Below are 17578 nucleotides of genomic sequence, written 5' to 3' on the forward strand. Positions count from 1 at the left end.
GGAGTAAGGTTACCGGCGGTAATCCTATGCCACGGGTGAGGAGCAGGTCGAGATGAGTCCCCTTGAGCCACCCCGCGCACGCCGGGTCGCGGTGATCGGCGGCACCCGCATCCCGTTCGCCCGCTCCGACGGGCCCTACGCCACCGCCTCCAACCAGGAGATGCTCACCGCGGCCCTGAACGGTCCGGCCGCGCGCCACGGACTGGAGGGACCCGGCGCCGTCGGCGAGTTCGTCGCGGGCGCCGTCCTCAAGCACAGCAGGGATGACAACCTCGCCCGCGAGACCCTCCTCGGCTCCGTGCTGGACCCGCGCACCCCCGCCTACGACGTCCAGCAGGCCTGCGGCACCGGACTCCAGGCGGTCATCGCGGCCGCCAACAAGATCGCCCTCGGGCAGACCGAGTCGGCGGTCGCGGGCGGCGCCGACACCGCGAGCGACGCCCCCCTCGGCGTCAACGACGAACTGCGCCGCATCCTGCTGGAGGCCCGCCGGGCCCGGTCCGCCCGCGCCCGCCTGGCGGCCCTCGCCAAGCTCCGCCCCGGCCATCTGGTCCCGGACGTCCCGCGCAACGCCGAGCCGCGCACCGGGCTGTCCATGGGCGAGCACGCGGCCGTGACCGCCCGCGCCTGGGGCATCGGCCGCGAGGCCCAGGACGAGCTGGCCGCCGCCGGCCACCAGCGGCTCGCGGCGGCCTACGAACGCGGCTTCTTCCAGGACCTGGTGGTGCCCTTCCGGGGCCTGGAGCGGGACCAGAACCTGCGCCCGGACTCCACGCCGGGCAAACTCGCCGCCCTGCGGCCGGTGTTCGGGCTCGGGGCGCCGGATCCGACCATGACGGCGGGCAACTCGACCCCGCTCACCGACGGCGCCGCCCTCGTCCTCCTGGCGAGCGAGGAGTGGGCCGAGGCGCGCGGCCTCGAACCGCTCGCGTATCTCACGGCGTACGAGACGGCCGCCGTCGACTTCGTGCACGGCGATGTCGCGGAGGGCGAGGACGGTCTGCTGATGGCCCCGGCGTACGCGGTCCCGCGCATGCTGGAGCGCACCGGCCTGGACCTCGCGGACTTCGACCTGGTCGAGATCCACGAGGCCTTCGCCTCGCAGGTGCTGGCCACGCTCGCCGCCTGGGAGAAGCGCGGACTGCCGCCGGTGGACCGGGCCCGGCTGAACGTGGCCGGGTCCTCGCTGGCCACGGGGCACCCGTTCGCCGCGACCGGCGCCCGGATCGTGGCGACCCTGGCCGCGCTGCTGGCCGAGCGGGAAGGACCCTGCCGTGGGCTGATCTCGATCTGCGCGGCGGGTGGCCAGGGCGTGACCGCGGTCCTGGAACGACCGTAGCGGCGGTACGAACGTGAACACCTGTCACATACCCCCCGAGGCTGCACACCCCCGGCCCCGGTCCCGCCCGGAACCAGCACAAGCCCCCCACAGCCGAGTCGTACGATCACCTGCCTAACCCGCGGTAACCCCTTTCTGCGGCCCGCCGCCGGTGAACGCCTCGCCGCACGAGGCACGTACGTCATGCAGCAAGCAGTGCGCCGCTGCACGCCCGAGGAGCCGCCCGTGTCCACGCCCCATCCGCACGCCCCCGTCTCCTCCGGCGTCCCCATCTCCGCGACCGACTACGACGGCATGCCGGTCCTGGTCCAGCCCGAGACCCGGCGGCTGGACGGGGCCGTACGGGAGGCGTCCGTACCGCCGTTCGCGCCGCCGGTCACCCACGGGTCGCTGGCCGACCTGCCGTTCGACAACGCCGGCACCGCCCCCGGCGCGGTGGTGCTCAGCCGCAGGCTGTCCGACGGCCGGTGGACGGACGTGACGGCGGAGGACTTCGCCGGGCAGGTGCTGGCCGTGGCCAAGGGGCTGATAGCCGGCGGGCTGATGCCGGGTGACCGGATCGCCGTCATGGCCCGCACCACCTACGAGTGGACCCTGCTCGACTTCGCCGCCTGGGCCGCCGGACTGGTCACCGTGCCCATCTACCCGACCTCCTCGGTGTTCCAGACCCGCTGGATCCTGCACGACTCCGGCGCGGTCGCCCTGGTCACCGAGACGGTCGAGCAGGCCTCCGCCATCGGCCCGGAGCTCCAGCACCTGCCCGACCTGCGGCACCTGTGGGTGATGGACAAGGGACACGTGGAGCGGCTGGCCGAGGCGGGCGCGCCGGTGCCCGACGGCGAGGTCGGCGTGCGCCGGGGCATGCTCGGCCCCGACACCCTCGCCACTCTCATCTACACCTCCGGCACCACCGGCCGGCCCAAGGGCTGCGCCCTGTCGCACGGCAACTTCTTCGCCGAGGTCGACAACGCCATCGAACTCCTCCACCCGGTCTTCAAGGCCCGGGACGAGGTCCCGTCGGTGCTGCTGTTCCTGCCGATGTCCCACGTCTTCGGCCGGATGGTGGCGATCGCGTGCGTGCGGGCCCGGGTGCGGCTCGGGCACGCGCCGAGCCTGCAGGCGGAGGACCTGCTGCCGGACCTGGCCGCGTTCCGGCCGACCTGCCTGCTGACCATCCCGTACATGCTGGAGAAGATCTACAACTCCGCCCGGGCCAAGTCGGAGGCCGGCGGCCGGGCGGCGGTCTTCGACCGGGCGGCGGAGGTGGCCCGGCGCTACGGCGAGGCGCTGGAGGCCCGGCAGACCGGCGCCGGCAGCGGCCCGGGCCGCGCCCTGAAGACGGCCCGCACCTTCTACGACCCGCTGGTCTACCGCCGCATCCGCGCCGCGATGGGCGGCCGCGTCCGCTACGCCATCTGCGGCGGCTCCCCCCTCGGCCGCCCCCTCGCCGCCTTCTACGCCGGTGCCGGCATCGAGGTCTTCGAGGGGTACGGCCTGACGGAGACCACCGGCGCCTCGACCGTCACCCCGCCGCTCAAGCCCCGGCTCGGCACGGTCGGCTGGCCGCTGCCGGGGACGCGGGTGCGGATCGCGGCCGACGGGGAGATCCTCGTCGGCGGCGACCACGTGCTGCGCGGCTACTGGGACCCGGCGGCCGGCGGTGTCGTGCCCGCGACCCGGGACGGCTGGCTGGCCACCGGGGACATCGGCGAGCTGGACGACGAGGGCTACCTGACCATCACCGGCCGCAAGAAGGAACTGCTGATCACGGCGGGCGGCAAGTCGGTGGCCCCGGCCCCGCTGGAGAACTGGCTGCGCCAGCACCCGCTGATCTCCCAGGTGATGCTGGTCGGCGACGGCCGCCCGTACGTCTCCGCCCTGATCACCCTCGACCCCGACGGGATCGTCCACTGGCGGCAGATGATCGGCAAGCACCCCGTGCCCCCGGAACTGCTCGTCGGCGACCCCGAGCTGGAGGCCGTGCTGCAGCGGGCGGTGGACGAGGCGAACAGGCTCGTCTCACGCCCCGAGTCCATCCGCCGGTTCGCCGTCCTGCCCGTGGACTTCACCGAGGAGGCGGGTCATCTCACCCCCTCCATGAAGCTGCGGCGCGAGCAGATCATGCGGGACTTCGACCCCGAGGTGGAGGGGCTGTACGAGCGCTGAGCGGCCCGGTGTGGCGGTCGGCACCCGCTCCCGGCGTGCTCCCGCCTCGGTCCGGACTCGGCGGGTGCGGGGAGCGGGTTGCCGCCTGGGTCGATCGCGGCCCGCCCACGATCCTGCTCCCGGCGCCGCATCCAGTCAATCCTTGGGTTTCCTCGCCACACCCCAGGGAAAACTTGGGAGTTGTGACACTCGACGACCTCCGCGTCTTCGTGGCCGTGTGCCGCGCCGGCAGCCTCAGCTCCGTCGCCCGGGACCTCGGCCGCACCCAGTCCGCCGTCAGCCAGCACGTCAGACGCCTGGAGAAGGAGACCGGCGTCGCCCTGCTGGAGCGCCAGCCGCGCGGGGTCGTGCCCACCCAGGCCGGCCGGATCCTCGAATCGGCCGCCGCCGAGGGCATATCGGGCCTGGACCTCGCCGTACAGCGGCTGCGCGACCTGCACGACGGGCACAGCGGGCAGGTCCGGGTGGCCACCGGCGCCACCACCGTCCGGCACTTCATGTCCGACGCCGTCGTCACCTACCGCCGCCGCCACCCCCGGGTCAACCTGGAGTTCCGCACGGTCAGTTCGGGGCGCGGCAGCTTCGACGCGCTCGCCGAGGGCACCCTCGACCTCGCCTGGATCACCCTCGGCCCGCCCGTGCGCGGCATCGAGCAGCACGCCGTGGTCGAACTCCCATGGGTGCTCGCCGTGCACGCCGCCGACCCGCTGGCGGCGGGACCCAGCCTCGCCGCCGCGGACCTGCGGGACATCCCGCTCATCCGGCTGCCGCCGAACTCCGCCTCCGCCGCCCATCTCGACGCCGCCTGCGCCGAGGCGGGCGTCCGCTTCGCCTACGACACGTCCGTCGCCGACTGGGACACCGCGCTGCTGCTGGCCGAACTGGGCGCGGGCCGGGCCGTCGTACCCGCCGTGCCCGGGCTGCCGGTGCCCGGCGAGGGCGCGCTCCGGCTCGTGCCGCTGCCGGTGCTCAGACCGCTGCCGGTCGGCTGGGCGGTGCGCCGCTGGGACGCGCTCAGCCCGCCCGCCCGTGCCTTCGCGGACACCGTGCGTGAACGCTGCGGACGCTCCGGCAGAGGTTCGCCGGACGGCCGGACGACCCGCTGAGACGACCCCGTTCGATTGCTGTGAATCCGCCCCCGGCACGTGCCGGTGAACGGGTAGCGTACGGGACGTTCCACTCGCGACCACGGTCTGCCATCACGGGGAAGAAGTGAGCGTCTTGGGCCCACGCCCACTCAGGGAACCGTCCGGGACCGGATCGGTAACACCCACTCGTAGCCTGCCTTTCCACCCTCGCCGACTCCGTCACCCGAGCAGAGGCATGAAAGAAGACAACGACGTCCGCCGGATCTTCCTGCTGAACCCGGACCAGCGTCTCCTGCGCGAGGCCGCCCGGACGGGTGTCCAAGTGCGCTCGGCCCGGGTCGACGTGCACGACGAGGCTGCGCTGCGCCCCCTTCTGGAGGAGGCCGCCGCGGCCGGGCTGTTCGTCAACCCCGCCCGCGCCCTGAGCCTGCTGGCGGATCCGGACGCCGTCCGGCGGCTGGTCCGCGACAACCGGCTCTCGCCCGACACCGGGCCGCCCCCCGGCGCCCTGCGGCTGACCGTGGAGACGCTGAGCGTGCACGGCATGCACCAGACCGTCGGGATCACCGCCCGGATGCCCTACGGCCTGCTCCACCCGGCCCCGCTGACCGAGGACGCGGCCGCCGAGGTGCGCGCGGTGGTGACCGCGCTGCTGGACCTGACCGGATACCAGTACGGGCCCGCGCACACCGGCGTCGCGCTCACCCGGCGCGGCCCGGTGATCACCGGCTGCCGGGCGGGCCTCGCGGACGACCCGGTGCCCGAACTGCTCAAGGTGGCCGGCGGCTTCGACCTGGCGGCCGGGGCCGTCCAGGTGCTGGCCGGGCGGCTGGTCGACATGGTCCGGCCCGGCCGGTTCGCCGCGGCGGCCGTGCTGAGCCCGCCGTGGCGGATGGAGACCGGCGAGGTGGGCGTGCTGCCGCACGTCCGGCACGTCTCGCCGCCCGGTTCCCGACGCCCCGGCCACTTCGTCGTCCACGCCGACTCGCCGGAGGGCGCGGCCCAGCGGGTGACCAGCCTGAAGGCGCTGGTCGCGGGCGAGGCCGGCTGACCACCGGGACCGGGAACGGATCGGGAACGATCCGGTACACGACGACCGCACTGTTGATACGTCGCCGGAAGAAGGACGACGACGCCAGCGACGTCAACAGGAGGCGGAGCCAGGATGCTGAGGTTCTCGATACTCGGGGCACTGCAGATCCGTACCGTGTCCGGTCCTGCGGAGATCTCCGGCGACCTGCAGCGCACCCTCGTCCAGACGCTGCTGGTCAGCGAGGGGCAGCCGGTGTCCGGGGAGAGCTTGGTCGAGGAGATGTGGGGCGACACCGTGCCCGACAACCAGGCCAACGCCCTGCAGGCGCACATCAGCCGGCTGCGCCGCAAGCTGCGCGGCCTGGAACCCGACCGTCCGGCCTCCCGGGTCACCATGCACCCCTCCGGGTACCGGCTGACCGTGACCGAGGGCGAGCTGGACGCCGCCGAGTTCGTGCGGGCCGTACGGCACGCGGAGACGGCCTCGCCGGACGACGCCCCGCGCATCGCCCGGCTGCTCGGCGGGGCACTGGCGTTGTGGCGCGGGCCGGTGTTCGGCGGCTTCCCCGGCGGGACCCTGTGCCAGCTGGCCGGCGCCCGCTACGAGGAGTACCGGATGCGGGCCATGGAGCTGCGCTTCGACGCCGAGCTGCGGCTCGGCCACCACGCGGCCGTGCTCGCCGAACTGGCCGAGGCGCACTCCAACCACCCGCTGCGCGAGCGCTTCTGCGAGCAGCTGATGGTCGCCCTGTACTGCTCGGGCCGGCAGGCCGACGCCCTGGACGTCTTCCGGCGCATGCGCCGCCAGCTGGACGAGGAACTCGGCATCCAGCCCTCGCCCGCCCTGCGCAAGGTTGAGAGCGCTATCCTCCGACATGACCCCGCCCTGTCCGGCGATGTGCGCGCCACCCTCCTCCAGCTCGCGTGAAGGTGGTTAGCTGTTCGGCGGGACCGAGCAACACCCCAGGTAGCCGGAATCGCCTCCTCCGTGCTGCTCGTTCGGGTACAACCTAGGGTGGACCCGAACATCTCGGGCCGGGCGGTACGACGGGGCGGAGGGGACGGGTTCGTGGAATCGGCGGCATCGGGTCGTCCTGTCGTGCGGTTCAACATCCTGGGTTCGTTGGAAGGCTGGTACGGCGAACGGCGCTTACGGCTCGGCAGTCCGACCCAGGAGCGTGTGCTCGTCACCCTGCTGCTGGAGCCCGGCCGCATGGTGCCGATGTCCCGGCTGGTCGCCGCCGCCTGGGACGACGAGCCGCCGCAGACGGCGAGTCACCAGGTCCGCAAGTCCGTCGCCGCGCTGCGCACCCGCATACCGGACGGCGCCTCGCTGATCGTCACCGACGGCGCCGGGTACCGGGCCGTCCTCGGTGAACAGCAGCTGGACCTGCACGAGTTCACCCAGTGGGCCCGGCAGGCCCGGCAGGCGGTGTCGGCCGGCCGGCCCGAGGAGGCGGTCGGTCATCTGCGGGCCTGCCTGGACCTGTGGCGGGGCCAGGTCATGGCGGGCGGGGGCGGCTCGGTGATCTCCGCGGCCTCCGCGGCCCTGGAGGAGCGGCACATGGCCGTCGCCGAGCAGTACTTCGAGCTCCAGCTGGAACTCGGCCAGTCCGGCGAACTCGTGGGCCCGCTGCGCGAGCTGGTCACCGCCCACCCGCTGCGGGAGACCCTGCGCGGCCGGCTGATGCTCGCCCTGTACCGGGCCGGCCGGCAGGCGGAGGCGCTGGAGGAGTTCGGCCGGGTGCGCGCCCTGCTCGTGGAGGAGCTGGGCATCGACCCGGGCGCCGAGCTCACCCGGCTCTACGAGGCGATCCTGCGCGACAGCCCCGAAGTGGCGCCCCGTCTGCCGCAGTCGGTGGCCGACCGCGCCGCCCTTCTCGTACCCGCCCCGTACACCCAGCCCTCCGGCAGCGAGCCCGCGCCCTGCACCCTGCCCTACGACCTGCCGGACTTCACCGGCCGGGACGAGGAGCTGGCCCGGGTGCTCACCGTGGGCCGGGCCCCGTCGGGCGGCGGCACCCGGATCGTCGGCGTCGACGGCATGGGCGGCAGCGGCAAGACGGCCCTCGCCGTGCACGCCGCCCATCTGCTCGCCCCCGAGTACCCCGACGGGCAGCTCTTCGTCGACCTGCGCGGCTTCAGCCCCGGCGAGAAGGCCCAGGAACCGGGGGTCGTGCTGCACTCCTTACTCCGCACCCTCGGCATACCGGACGACCGGATACCGGACGACCTGGAACGCCGCACCACCTTCTGGCGAACCGTTTCCGCCCAGCGGAAGCTGCTGCTCCTCCTCGACAACGCCGCCGACGCGGCCCAGATCCGGCCGCTGCTCCCCACCTCCGAGGACTGCCTGGCGATCCTCACCAGCCGGGTCAGGATGCTCGACCTGGACGGGTCCGAGTGGCTTTCCCTCGGCCTGCTCTCCGCCGACGACAGCACCACCCTGCTCACCCGGATGCTGGGCGCCGACCGCACCGCCGCCGAACCCCAGGCCGTCGACCGGCTGGCCCAGCTCTGCGGCGGCCTGCCGCTCGCCCTGCGCATCACCACCGCCCGGCTGCGCAACCGGCCCCGCTGGACCGTGCAGTACCTGGTCGACCGGCTCGCCGACGAGACCCGCCGGCTGCGCGAGCTGAGCGCCGGGGAACGCAGTGTCGAGGCCACGCTCCGGCTGTCGTACCAGGCGATGGACGAGGACCAGCGCGCCGCGTTCCGGCTGCTCGGCCTGCACCCCGGCAGCGCCATCGACGTGCATTCCGCCGCCGCGCTGCTCGGCACCGGCGGCCACGACGCCGAGGACCTCCTGGAGTGCCTGCTCGACGCCCACCTGCTCGAACAGCATGAAGCGGGCCTGTACGGCTTCCACGACCTGGTGCGCACCTACGCGCTGAGCGTCCGGGAGGCCGAGGACGACGAGGAGGCCGCCGTCGAGCGGCTGGTCCACTACTACACCCAGGCCACCGACCGGGCCTGCGAGACGCTCTTCCCCGGGCGCAGCCGCTACGGCGATCCGCCGGCCCGCGCCGGCGCGCCCGGACTGCCCCGGCTGGACGACGGTGAGCAGGCACTGCGCTGGTTCGACCGGGAGTACGAGGCGCTGCTCGCGGTGGTGGCCCAGGCCGGCACCCAGCGCCTGCACCGGCCGGCCGTGCTGCTGGCCCGCAATCTGCTGTTCTACCTGGACCTGCGCGGACGCTACGAGGAGTTCCGGGTGGTCGGCCGCATCGGCGTCGGCGCCTGCCGGCAGATCAGCGACCCGGCGCTGCTCGGCATCAGCCTGTGCAACCTGGCCGTGGGCCACTGGTGGCTCGGCGACTTCCAGGACGGCATCACCACCGCCCAGGAGGGCCTGGAACTGGCCGGCGGCATCGACCGGCGCACCGAGGCCATGTGCCTCGACGTCCTCGGCCTGCTGCACGGCGCGCTCGGCAACTTCGACGAGGCCCGCGCCTATCTGGCCCAGGGCATAGCCCTCCACAACGAACTGGGCGTGGCCCGGATGGAGGCGCAGGCGCTGGTCAACCTCAGCACCGTGCAGACCTGGGCGGGCCACTACGCCGAGGGCGCCCGGTACGCGGCCCGGGCCACCGAGCTGAACCGGCGCCTGGGGGAGCGCAGCAACGAGATCCACTCGCTGACCTTCCTGGCGCTGGCCCACCTCGGCACCGGCGAGGACGAGCGGGCACGTGCCTGTCTCGCCCAGGCCCTCGAACTGTGCGACGAGTCCCGCAAACCCGCGAACGTGGCCGTCGTCCTCGCCCACTGGGCGCGGGTGTGCCAGCGGCTGGGCGACGTGCGCTCGGCCGCCGAGCACGCCGAGCGCGCCCTGGACCTGGTCTCCGCCGAGGGGACGGCCCTGCGCCAGGCGACCGTGACCAACGTGGTCGGCCTGGTCCATCTGCGCAGCGGCGCCGCCGACCGCGCGATGGAACTGCACGGCCAGGCCCATGAGCTGGCCTCCCGCCACGGATACCGCATCGAGGTCGCCCGCGCCCTGCACGGCATGGCGGAGGCGGCCGAGGCCCTCGACGACGAGCAGACGGCCCGGCGCCACCACCGGGCCGCGCAGGCGCTGTACGACGCGATGGGTGTGACGGAGTCCGGCCGGCGACTGTAGCCCACGAGGGGCCGCCGAGGCGCCTCGGCGGCCGGCCCGCCATGCGCGACGGCACCGGTGGGGTGGGGTCCCGGCCGGTGCCGGCGGCGCGGTGGGGTGGTGCGGTGGTGTGGTGGTGCGGTACGGCTGCGGCTGCGGCTGCGGCTGCGGTCAGGAGTGGACGAGACCCGGGCCGCGGTCGTCGGCCAGGACCTGGCCGGAGTGCGAGTGGACGCCCGTCAGGCCGGCGGTGTCGCGCACCAGTGCCTGGTGAAGCCCGGTCGTCGGAACAGTCGCGGCGGTGCCGAGTGCCAGGACGCCGGCACCGGCGAGCGCGGCCAGAACCGTCTTCGAACGCAGTGCGATGGTGCGCATATGGACCCCCTGTGAGAGACGGATCGTGCTCCGGTCGCCGGGCTCCCTCCCCGGCGCCGCGACCGATGCTCGACGCAGCCGATCCCCATGCCTTCCCCGCTGGTTCCCGGGTGCCGGGAGACCACCGGTACTCCCGGTTTCAACCGGTTAGTTCCCTGGTCAGGGCGGGTCAGGAGGGCTTGCGCGCATACAGGAAGGCCTGTGCGACGCTCTCGTCGAGCGCCTCGTCGGGCTCCCGCACGGTGCGTGAGCCGAGCACGAGACCGGCGTCCGCCAGCAGCCGCGCCATGTGGTCCGGGCGCCGCCGGTGGAAGTCCAGCGCCACCGGGTGGCCCCACGGCGCCTCCAGGTGGCGGGGCTCCTCTCCGGCCTGGAACGCCAGCAGCAGGTGCCCGCCGGGTGCCAGGACCCGGCGCAACTCCCGGAACAGCTCCGGGAGTCGGTCCACGGGGGTGTGGATCGAGGAGTACCAGGAGACGGCCCCGGCCAGCGCGCCGTCCGGCAACGGGAGATCCAGCATCGAGCCCTGCTCGAACCGCAGTTCCGGGTGCTCGCGCCGGGCCACGGTCAGCATGGAGGCGGACAGATCGAGCCCGAAGACGTCGAGGCCGAGGGCGGCGAGGTGCGCGGTGACCTGCCCGGGGCCGCAGCCGAGGTCGGCCACCGGCCCGCCGGGCCCCACGAGTTCGGCGAACGCGCCGAGCAGCGCCCGCTCCAGCGGCGTACGGGCCATGTGGCCCCGGAAGCGCTCGGCGTAGTCCTCGGCGATCGCGTCGTAGAAGGCCCGGGTGGCGGTCAGGAAGTCCCGGGTGCCGGTCTCCCCGGTGTGCGTGTCATGGGTGTCCTGGGTGTCGGTCATGGGCCCGGAAGGTAGCGGCCCCCACCGACAACCCCACACCGCCCCACGGCATCCCGCCCGAACGTGACCCACGCCACAATCGGGCACTGCCGGTGACCGTCGGTGCGCCCTTTACGGCGAACGGAGAATGAGCGGCGGCGGAAAAGCACCCGGGAAAGGCAGGAGCCCCATCGCCTGGCGGCGCGGGGCTCCTTGGGTACTGCACTCAGGTTCTGCGATCAGGCAGTGATCAGACGGGGGTGACGTTCTCCGCCTGCGGACCCTTCGGGCCCTGGGTCACGTCGAAGGAGACCTGCTGGTTCTCCTCGAGAGAACGGAAACCCTGCGCGTTGATCGCGGAGTAGTGGACGAAGACGTCGGGGCCGCCGCCCTCCTGGGCGATGAAGCCAAAGCCCTTTTCGGCGTTGAACCACTTCACGGTTCCGGTAGCCATAAGCCCTCCTTGGGCTCAAAAGGGTTGCCCTGCTCCAGAACCTGCAAGTGCGAAACGGTGCTGCACGACTGCATACGTCTGAAAACGACGAGAGCCCGCGGTCACATGCTCCGCAGGCTCTGTACTGCAAGGGAAACCAAACTGCAACTTGCGGCGAGCCTAGCATGTGGGCAGCCGAAAGCAATAGAGGGCAAGATCACTTCACCCGGATGTTTGAATGTCCGTAACCCGTTTGACGGCGGGGCCGGTCCCAGCACGGTACAGCACGGGGTCTAGTCTCGCGATGTGGACAATTCTCGCACCCGGCCGCGCGTCGGCCACATCCAGTTCCTGAACTGCCTGCCCCTCTACTGGGGGCTCGCGAGAACCGGCACGCTCCTCAACTTCGAGCTGACCAAGGACACTCCGGAGAAGCTCAGCGAGCAGCTGGTGCAGGGCGACCTCGACATCGGTCCGATCACCCTGGTCGAGTTCCTGAAGAACGCGGACGACCTCGTGGCCTTCCCGGACATCGCCGTCGGCTGCGACGGCCCGGTGATGTCCTGCGTGATCGTCTCGCAGGTCCCGCTGGACCAGCTCGACGGCGCCCGGGTCGCCCTCGGCTCGACCTCCCGCACCTCGGTCCGGCTCGCCCAGCTCCTGCTCGCCGAGCGGTACGGCGTCCAGCCCGACTACTACACCTGCCCGCCCGACCTCAGCCTGATGATGCAGGAGGCCGACGCCGCCGTCCTCATCGGCGACGCCGCGCTGCGCGCCAACCTCCACGACGGCCCGCGCTACGGCCTGGAGGTGCACGACCTCGGCGAGCTCTGGAAGGAGTGGACGGGGCTGCCGTTCGTCTTCGCCGTGTGGGCGGCCCGCCGGGACTACGTGGAGCGCGAGCCGCAGATCACGCGCAGGGTGCACGAGGCCTTCCTCGAGTCCCGCAACCTCTCCCTCGAAGAGGTCGGCAAGGTCGCCGAACAGGCCGCCCGCTGGGAGGCCTTCGACGAGTCGACCCTGGAGCAGTACTTCACCACCCTCGACTTCCGCTTCGGCGGCCCCCAGCTCGCGGCCGTCGCCGAGTTCGCCCGCCGCGTCGGCCCCACGACCGGCTTCCCGGCGGACGTGAAGGTGGATCTGCTCCAGCCCTAATCACTACGCTGCGGTGCACCGGGCGTCGGGGAGCGGGGGAACGGTGGACACCATGCAGCCGGGGGACGCGGAGCGGTCCGGTGAGGCGCAACGGCCGGGTGACACCGGGAACCGTGGCGCCGCGTGGCCGGGTACGCCCGAGGGGCTCCGGGACGCCGGGAGACCAGGTGCGGCCGGGCGGCCAGGTGATGCCGGGAGACCGGGTGCGGCCGAACGGCCGCGGGATTTCGTGCGTTCGGGTGAGGGCGAGTCGTCCGGGCGCGCGGGGCGGTCGCGGGAGGCCGTGCAGCCGCTGGCCGCCGACGAACCGGTGGCCGTCGGGCCCTACCGGCTGCTCGGCCGGCTCGGCTCCGGTGGCATGGGCCGGGTCTATCTGGGCCGCAGCGCGGGCGGCCGCACGGTCGCCGTGAAGATCGTGCACCCGCACTTCGCGCTCGACGAGGAGTTCCGCGCCCGGTTCCGGCGCGAGGTCGAGGCCGCCCGCCGGGTCGGCGGCGCCTGGACCGCGCCGGTCCTGGACGCGGACCCGGACGCCCCGGTGCCCTGGGTCGCCACCGCCTACGTGGCCGGCCCGTCCCTCTCGTCGGCCGTCACCGGCGCCGGCCCCCTGCCCGCGCACACCGTACGGGCCCTGGGCGCGGGCCTCGCCGAAGCGCTGACCGCCGTACACGACCTGGGTCTCGTCCACCGGGACGTGAAGCCGTCCAACGTGCTGCTGACCCTCGACGGCCCGCTGCTGATCGACTTCGGCATCGCGCGGGCCACGGACGGCACGGCGTCCCTCACGTCCACCGGCGTGTCGATCGGCTCCCCGGGCTACATGGCGCCCGAGCAGATCCTCGGCAAGGGCGCCACGGGCGCCGCCGACGTCTTCTCCCTGGGTGCCGTCCTCATCTACGCGGCGACCGGTGAGCAGCCGTTCCCCGGTGACTCCTCGGCCGCGCTGCTCTACAAGGTCGTCCACGAGGAGCCCGAACTCGGCTCGCTGAGCGGAGAGCTGCGGGACGTCGCGGCGGCCTGCCTGGCCAAGGACCCGGCGGCCCGTCCCACCCCCGCCGAGCTGGGCCGGCGGCTCGCCCCCGAAGGCGCCGCCCGCCTCGTCGCCGGCGGCTGGCTGCCCGGCCCCCTGGTGGAACAGGTCAGCCGCAGCGCCGTGCACCTCCTCAACCTGGACACCGCCGACCCGGCCCCCTCGGGCCCGGTCCCCTTCGGCAGCCCCTCGATGACCGGCTCCCCGGGAACGCCCGAACCGGCCTGCGGCCCCTCGCCGAGCGGAACGCCCCCGCCGGCCGGGGAGCCCGGACCGTCCCCGGCCGGTCCGGGCGGACCCGCCTTCGCCGCCGGTGTGTTCGGCCCGCCCCCCGTGATGAACCAGGGCGGCCCACCGACCGCCGCCCCCGGATTCCCGAGCCCGCCCGCTGGTGCGCCCGGCGCCGCGGCCGGACCGGCGACCCCACCCCCGGGTGCGCCCGGCACCACGCCCGGCTTCCCGAACCCGTCGGCGGACGCCCCCGGCCACCCGCACTCGCCCACCGAAGTTCCTCGGACAGCGCCCGGGCACCCGCCCACCGACGCCCCCGGCACCGCGTACGGGTTCCCGCCCCCGCCGGCCGGCGAGCCCGGCAACCCCACCGTCGTGCCCGGCGCCCCCTCCGACTCGGCCACGGTCGTGCCCGCGCAGCGGCCCGGACGGGTCTCCATGAGCGTGGCGGCGACCTCGGCGCCGACGGAGAGCGGGCGTGGGCGCAGGGTGAGCTGCACGGTGGCGCTGGCCGTCGCCGGGGCGCTGGCCGCGGTGACCGTGGGCGCCGGCGTCCTGCTGCAGCCGTGGTTCGGCGCGGGCGGCGGGGACGACGAGGCGGGCAGCGGCGCCGCCCGCACCCCGGGACCGAGCGCCGCGGCCAGTGACGGCGACGGCGCCACCGCAGGAGGCGCGCGGCCCGGCGCGATCCCGGCCCGCTACCTCGGCACATGGGAGGGCCAGGCCACCGGCCTCGGCGGCAGCCTGCCCATGGGCACCTTCCACCTCACCGTGCACCAGGCGCGCGTCGGCGAGGAGTTGGGGCGGCTGAAGCAGACCGACCAGATCGGCGCCGTGTGCATCGACGTCCTCACCCTGAAGAAGGTGACGAAGACGCAGCTGCGCGCGACCTCGGTCGGCGCGAAGGGCAACCACGAGGGCTGCGACCCTGCCTCGCACGAGATCGAGTTGACCCCGGTCGGCGACGACCTGCGCTACACCTCGTCCAGCACCGCGGAGGGCAACCCGGAGTCGAGGATGTCGAAGGCCGGCGGATGACGGGGCTCCTGGTGCTCGTCGCCCTGCTGTGGGGCGGACTGGCGGGCGCGCTGCTGCCCCGCGCCGCCCACCGCCTCGCCGTACCGCCGGGCGAGCCCTGGCGGGACCGGTGCGTGGGCGGCCATCCGCTGCGGGGATGGCTGGGACGGGTGGCCTGCGGCGAGTGCCCCGGGGACGTACGGCCCCAGGACGAGGCGTCGTACACCCCGTACGCCCCCTCCACCCCGCTCCTCGTGCTCGCCACCGCCCTCACCTGCGCCGTCCTCGCCGCCGCCACCGGTACCCGGCCCGAGCTGGCGGTGTGGCTGCTGCTGGCGCCGATCGGCGTGCTCCTGGCCGTCGTGGACTTCCGGGTGCAGCGCCTGCCCGACCCGCTGACCCTGCCCCTCGCGGTCGCCGCCCTCGTCCTGCTGGGCCTCGCCGCCCTGCTGCCCGAGCACGCCGGTCACTGGCCCACCGCGCTCTACGGCGCGCTCGCGCTCGGCGCCGGCTACTACCTGCTGTACCGCATCAACCCGGCCGGCATGGGCTTCGGCGACGTCAAACTCGCCGTGGGGATGGGCGTCGTGCTCGGCTGGTACGGCTGGCCCACGGTCCTGCTCGGCGCCTTCGCCGGGTTCCTGCTCGGCGCGCTGTACGGCGGCGCGCTCGTCCTCCTGCGGCGCGCGGACCGCAGGACGGCCGTCCCCTTCGGGCCGTTCCTCATGGCCGGTGCCCTCGCCGGGCTGCTGATCGGCGCGTACGCCGCCTGACGTGCCCGCCCGAAGTGGCCTGAGGTCCGCGCCTCGAAGGCGCTGGCGTAGGCTGGTTCGGTCCGTCCACAGCCTTGACGAAAGGGACGCCCGGTGACCGAGAAGGCCGACCTCCAGTCCGTGCTCGACCGAGCCGCGGCGGGCGGACGCATCACGCCCGAGGAGGCGCTCGTCCTCTACCGCGACGCTCCGCTGCACGCGCTGGGCGCCGCCGCCGACGCCGCGCGCCGCCGCAAGTACGCGGGCATCGAGCACATCGCGACGTACATCATCGAGCGCAACATCAACTACACGAACGTGTGTGTCACGGCGTGCAGGTTCTGCGCCTTCTACGCGGCCCCCAAGGACACCGAGAAGGGCTGGACCCGCGACCTCGACGACATCCTGCGCCGCTGCGCGGAGACCGTCGAGCTGGGCGGCACCCAGATCATGTTCCAGGGCGGCCACCACCCGGACTACGGCGTCGAGTACTACGAGAAGCACTTCAAGGCCATCAAGGACGCCTTCCCGCAGCTGGTGATCCACTCGCTGGGCGCGTCCGAGATCGAGCACATGGCCCGCATCTCCGGCGTGTCGGTCGAGGAGGCCATCACCCGGATCCACGAGGCGGGCCTTGACTCCTTCGCGGGCGCCGGCGCCGAACTCCTGCCCGAGCGGCCCCGCAAGGCCATCGCCCCGCTGAAGGAGAGCGGCGAGCGCTGGCTGGAGATCATGGAGACCGCGCACGGGCTGGGCGTGGAGTCCACCTCCACCATGCTGATGGGCACGGGCGAGACCAACGCCGAGCGCATCGAGCACCTCCGGATGATCCGGGACGTGCAGGACCGCACGGGCGGCTTCCGCGCCTTCATCCCGTACACCTACCAGCCCGAGAACAACCACCTGAAGGGCCGTACCCAGGCGACCCTGTTCGAGTACCTGCGGATGATCGCGATCGCCCGCCTCTTCCTCGACAACGTCCAGCACATCCAGGGCTCCTGGCTCACCACGGGCAAGGAGGTCGGCCAGCTGTCGCTGCACTACGGCGCGGACGACCTCGGCTCGATCATGCTGGAGGAGAACGTGGTCTCCTCGGCCGGTGCCAAGCACCGCTCGAACCGCATGGAGATCATCGACCTGATCCGCAAGGCGGGCCGCGTCCCGGCGCAGCGCGCCACGACGTACGAGCACCTCGTCGTCCACGACGACCCGGCGAACGACCCCGTCGACGAGCGCGTGATGTCGCACATCTCGTCCACGGCGATCGCGGGCGGGACGGCCCATCCCGAGCTGAAGCTGCTCGCTTCCAGCTAGTCCGGGCCGATCAGCGGGGCGGTCCGACCGGAGCCGCCCCTGTCCCACCCAGAGCCGACCAGGGGTCCCGTGCTGACACTTCACGTCGCCGAGCAGTCGCCGGAGACGGCGGTACTGGTGGACGGGGCGTCCGTCGCCGCCGTCGGCCGGTACGAGGAACTGGCCGACGCCGAGCCCCGGGCGAAGCTGCGGCGCTGGCCCGGCATCCTGACTCCGGGGCTGCTGAACCCGTACGGCCCGGAGCTGCTTGAGGCCACGTACCACCCCGACCCGCGCGAGGCCGACGCCCTCGGCACCAAGCCCATCGGCGGGCGGCGGGCGCAGGAGATCTTCCGCGCCGACCCCGCCCGCCTCGGCGCCAGCGCGCGGCGCGGGGTGCAGCGGATGCTGGCGCACGGCACGGTGGCGGTGGCCGGCGAGCTGCGGTCGCGGGCCGCGGTCGACGCGGTGCGCAGGGCCGGACTCGCGGTGGGGCGGCGGCCGGACCGGCTGCCGGGCCCGGCGGCGCTGTCCCCGACCCCGCTGATCCTGCTGCCGGCGCTGGTGCCGGGCGGTCCCGCCCGGTTCGCGGTGTTCGACGTCGGGGACCGCGCCGAGCTGGTCCGGCGTGGCGCCGGGACCTGTGTGGCGACCGTGATCGGCGGACGCCTGGTGTACCGCGGCCGCTGACCACGGCTCCCGCCCCCTGCCCTCCTGCCGGGGCGGGCCG

The 17578-nt window shown here is 73.8% G+C and carries 14 protein-coding genes; 11 read left to right on the plus strand and 3 right to left on the minus strand.

Features of this window, described 5'->3' with window-relative positions; translation table 11 throughout:
• The first annotated feature begins 52 nt into the window (after window positions 1–52).
• From ACZ7FF_RS32970 to ACZ7FF_RS32995, 6 genes are all read left to right on the plus strand, one after another.
• Window positions 53–1339, plus strand: a complete 1287-nt coding sequence (locus ACZ7FF_RS32970) for an acetyl-CoA C-acetyltransferase (RefSeq protein WP_470816904.1) — start codon at window positions 53–55, stop codon at window positions 1337–1339.
• Window positions 1340–1633: 294 nt separating this feature from the next.
• Window positions 1634–3505, plus strand: coding sequence for an AMP-dependent synthetase/ligase (locus tag ACZ7FF_RS32975; RefSeq protein WP_470817114.1), 1872 nt, complete (start codon window positions 1634–1636; stop codon window positions 3503–3505).
• 182 nt (window positions 3506–3687) lie between these two features.
• Window positions 3688–4611, plus strand: a complete 924-nt coding sequence (locus ACZ7FF_RS32980) for a LysR family transcriptional regulator (protein ID WP_470816906.1) — start codon at window positions 3688–3690, stop codon at window positions 4609–4611.
• A gap of 217 nt (window positions 4612–4828) precedes the next feature.
• Complete coding sequence (locus ACZ7FF_RS32985; protein ID WP_470816908.1) at window positions 4829–5644, plus strand: hypothetical protein; 816 nt, start codon at window positions 4829–4831, stop codon at window positions 5642–5644.
• A gap of 114 nt (window positions 5645–5758) precedes the next feature.
• Window positions 5759–6553 (plus strand): AfsR/SARP family transcriptional regulator, encoded by a 795-nt coding sequence (locus ACZ7FF_RS32990; RefSeq protein ID WP_470816910.1) that lies wholly within the window; start codon window positions 5759–5761, stop codon window positions 6551–6553.
• A gap of 171 nt (window positions 6554–6724) precedes the next feature.
• The gene (locus ACZ7FF_RS32995; RefSeq protein WP_470816911.1) at window positions 6725–9745 is read left to right on the plus strand and encodes an AfsR/SARP family transcriptional regulator; all 3021 of its coding nucleotides are present in this window, start codon (window positions 6725–6727) and stop codon (window positions 9743–9745) included.
• Between the two features lie 150 nt (window positions 9746–9895).
• On the opposite strand, the gene ACZ7FF_RS33000 is transcribed toward ACZ7FF_RS32995, so the two are convergent.
• The 3 genes from ACZ7FF_RS33000 to ACZ7FF_RS33010 form a co-directional block, all read right to left on the minus strand.
• The gene (locus tag ACZ7FF_RS33000) at window positions 9896–10099 is read right to left on the minus strand and encodes a hypothetical protein (protein ID WP_470816913.1); all 204 of its coding nucleotides are present in this window, start codon (window positions 10097–10099) and stop codon (window positions 9896–9898) included.
• A gap of 169 nt (window positions 10100–10268) precedes the next feature.
• A complete protein-coding gene (locus tag ACZ7FF_RS33005; protein ID WP_470816914.1) occupies window positions 10269–10958 on the minus strand; it encodes a class I SAM-dependent methyltransferase in 690 nt (229 codons plus the stop codon).
• Window positions 10959–11187: 229 nt separating this feature from the next.
• On the minus strand, window positions 11188–11391 hold the full coding sequence (locus ACZ7FF_RS33010; RefSeq protein WP_003974443.1) for a cold-shock protein: 204 nt from the start codon (window positions 11389–11391) through the stop codon (window positions 11188–11190).
• Window positions 11392–11676: 285 nt separating this feature from the next.
• Between ACZ7FF_RS33010 and ACZ7FF_RS33015 the strand changes: the two genes are divergently transcribed.
• The 5 genes from ACZ7FF_RS33015 to ACZ7FF_RS33035 all read left to right on the plus strand — a co-directional run bounded on the left by ACZ7FF_RS33015 (window position 11677) and on the right by ACZ7FF_RS33035 (window position 17538).
• Window positions 11677–12525 (plus strand): menaquinone biosynthetic enzyme MqnA/MqnD family protein, encoded by an 849-nt coding sequence (locus ACZ7FF_RS33015; RefSeq protein WP_470816915.1) that lies wholly within the window; start codon window positions 11677–11679, stop codon window positions 12523–12525.
• A 283-nt stretch (window positions 12526–12808) separates the two neighbouring features.
• Window positions 12809–14824: a serine/threonine-protein kinase gene (locus tag ACZ7FF_RS33020; protein WP_470817116.1), complete on the plus strand. Its 2016-nt coding sequence runs from the start codon at window positions 12809–12811 to the stop codon at window positions 14822–14824.
• Window positions 14821–15576 (plus strand): prepilin peptidase, encoded by a 756-nt coding sequence (locus tag ACZ7FF_RS33025; RefSeq protein ID WP_470816917.1) that lies wholly within the window; start codon window positions 14821–14823, stop codon window positions 15574–15576. Before ACZ7FF_RS33020 ends, ACZ7FF_RS33025 begins: the two co-directional genes overlap by 4 nt.
• A 93-nt stretch (window positions 15577–15669) precedes the next feature.
• Window positions 15670–16869, plus strand: coding sequence for a cyclic dehypoxanthinyl futalosine synthase (mqnC, locus tag ACZ7FF_RS33030; RefSeq protein ID WP_470816919.1), 1200 nt, complete (start codon window positions 15670–15672; stop codon window positions 16867–16869).
• 69 nt (window positions 16870–16938) lie between these two features.
• Entirely contained in the window at window positions 16939–17538 is a 600-nt protein-coding gene (locus ACZ7FF_RS33035) for a hypothetical protein (protein ID WP_470816920.1), read from the plus strand.
• Window positions 17539–17578: the final 40 nt, after the last annotated feature.

It is taken from the genome of Streptomyces sp. NPDC037126, from assembly GCF_055605965.1.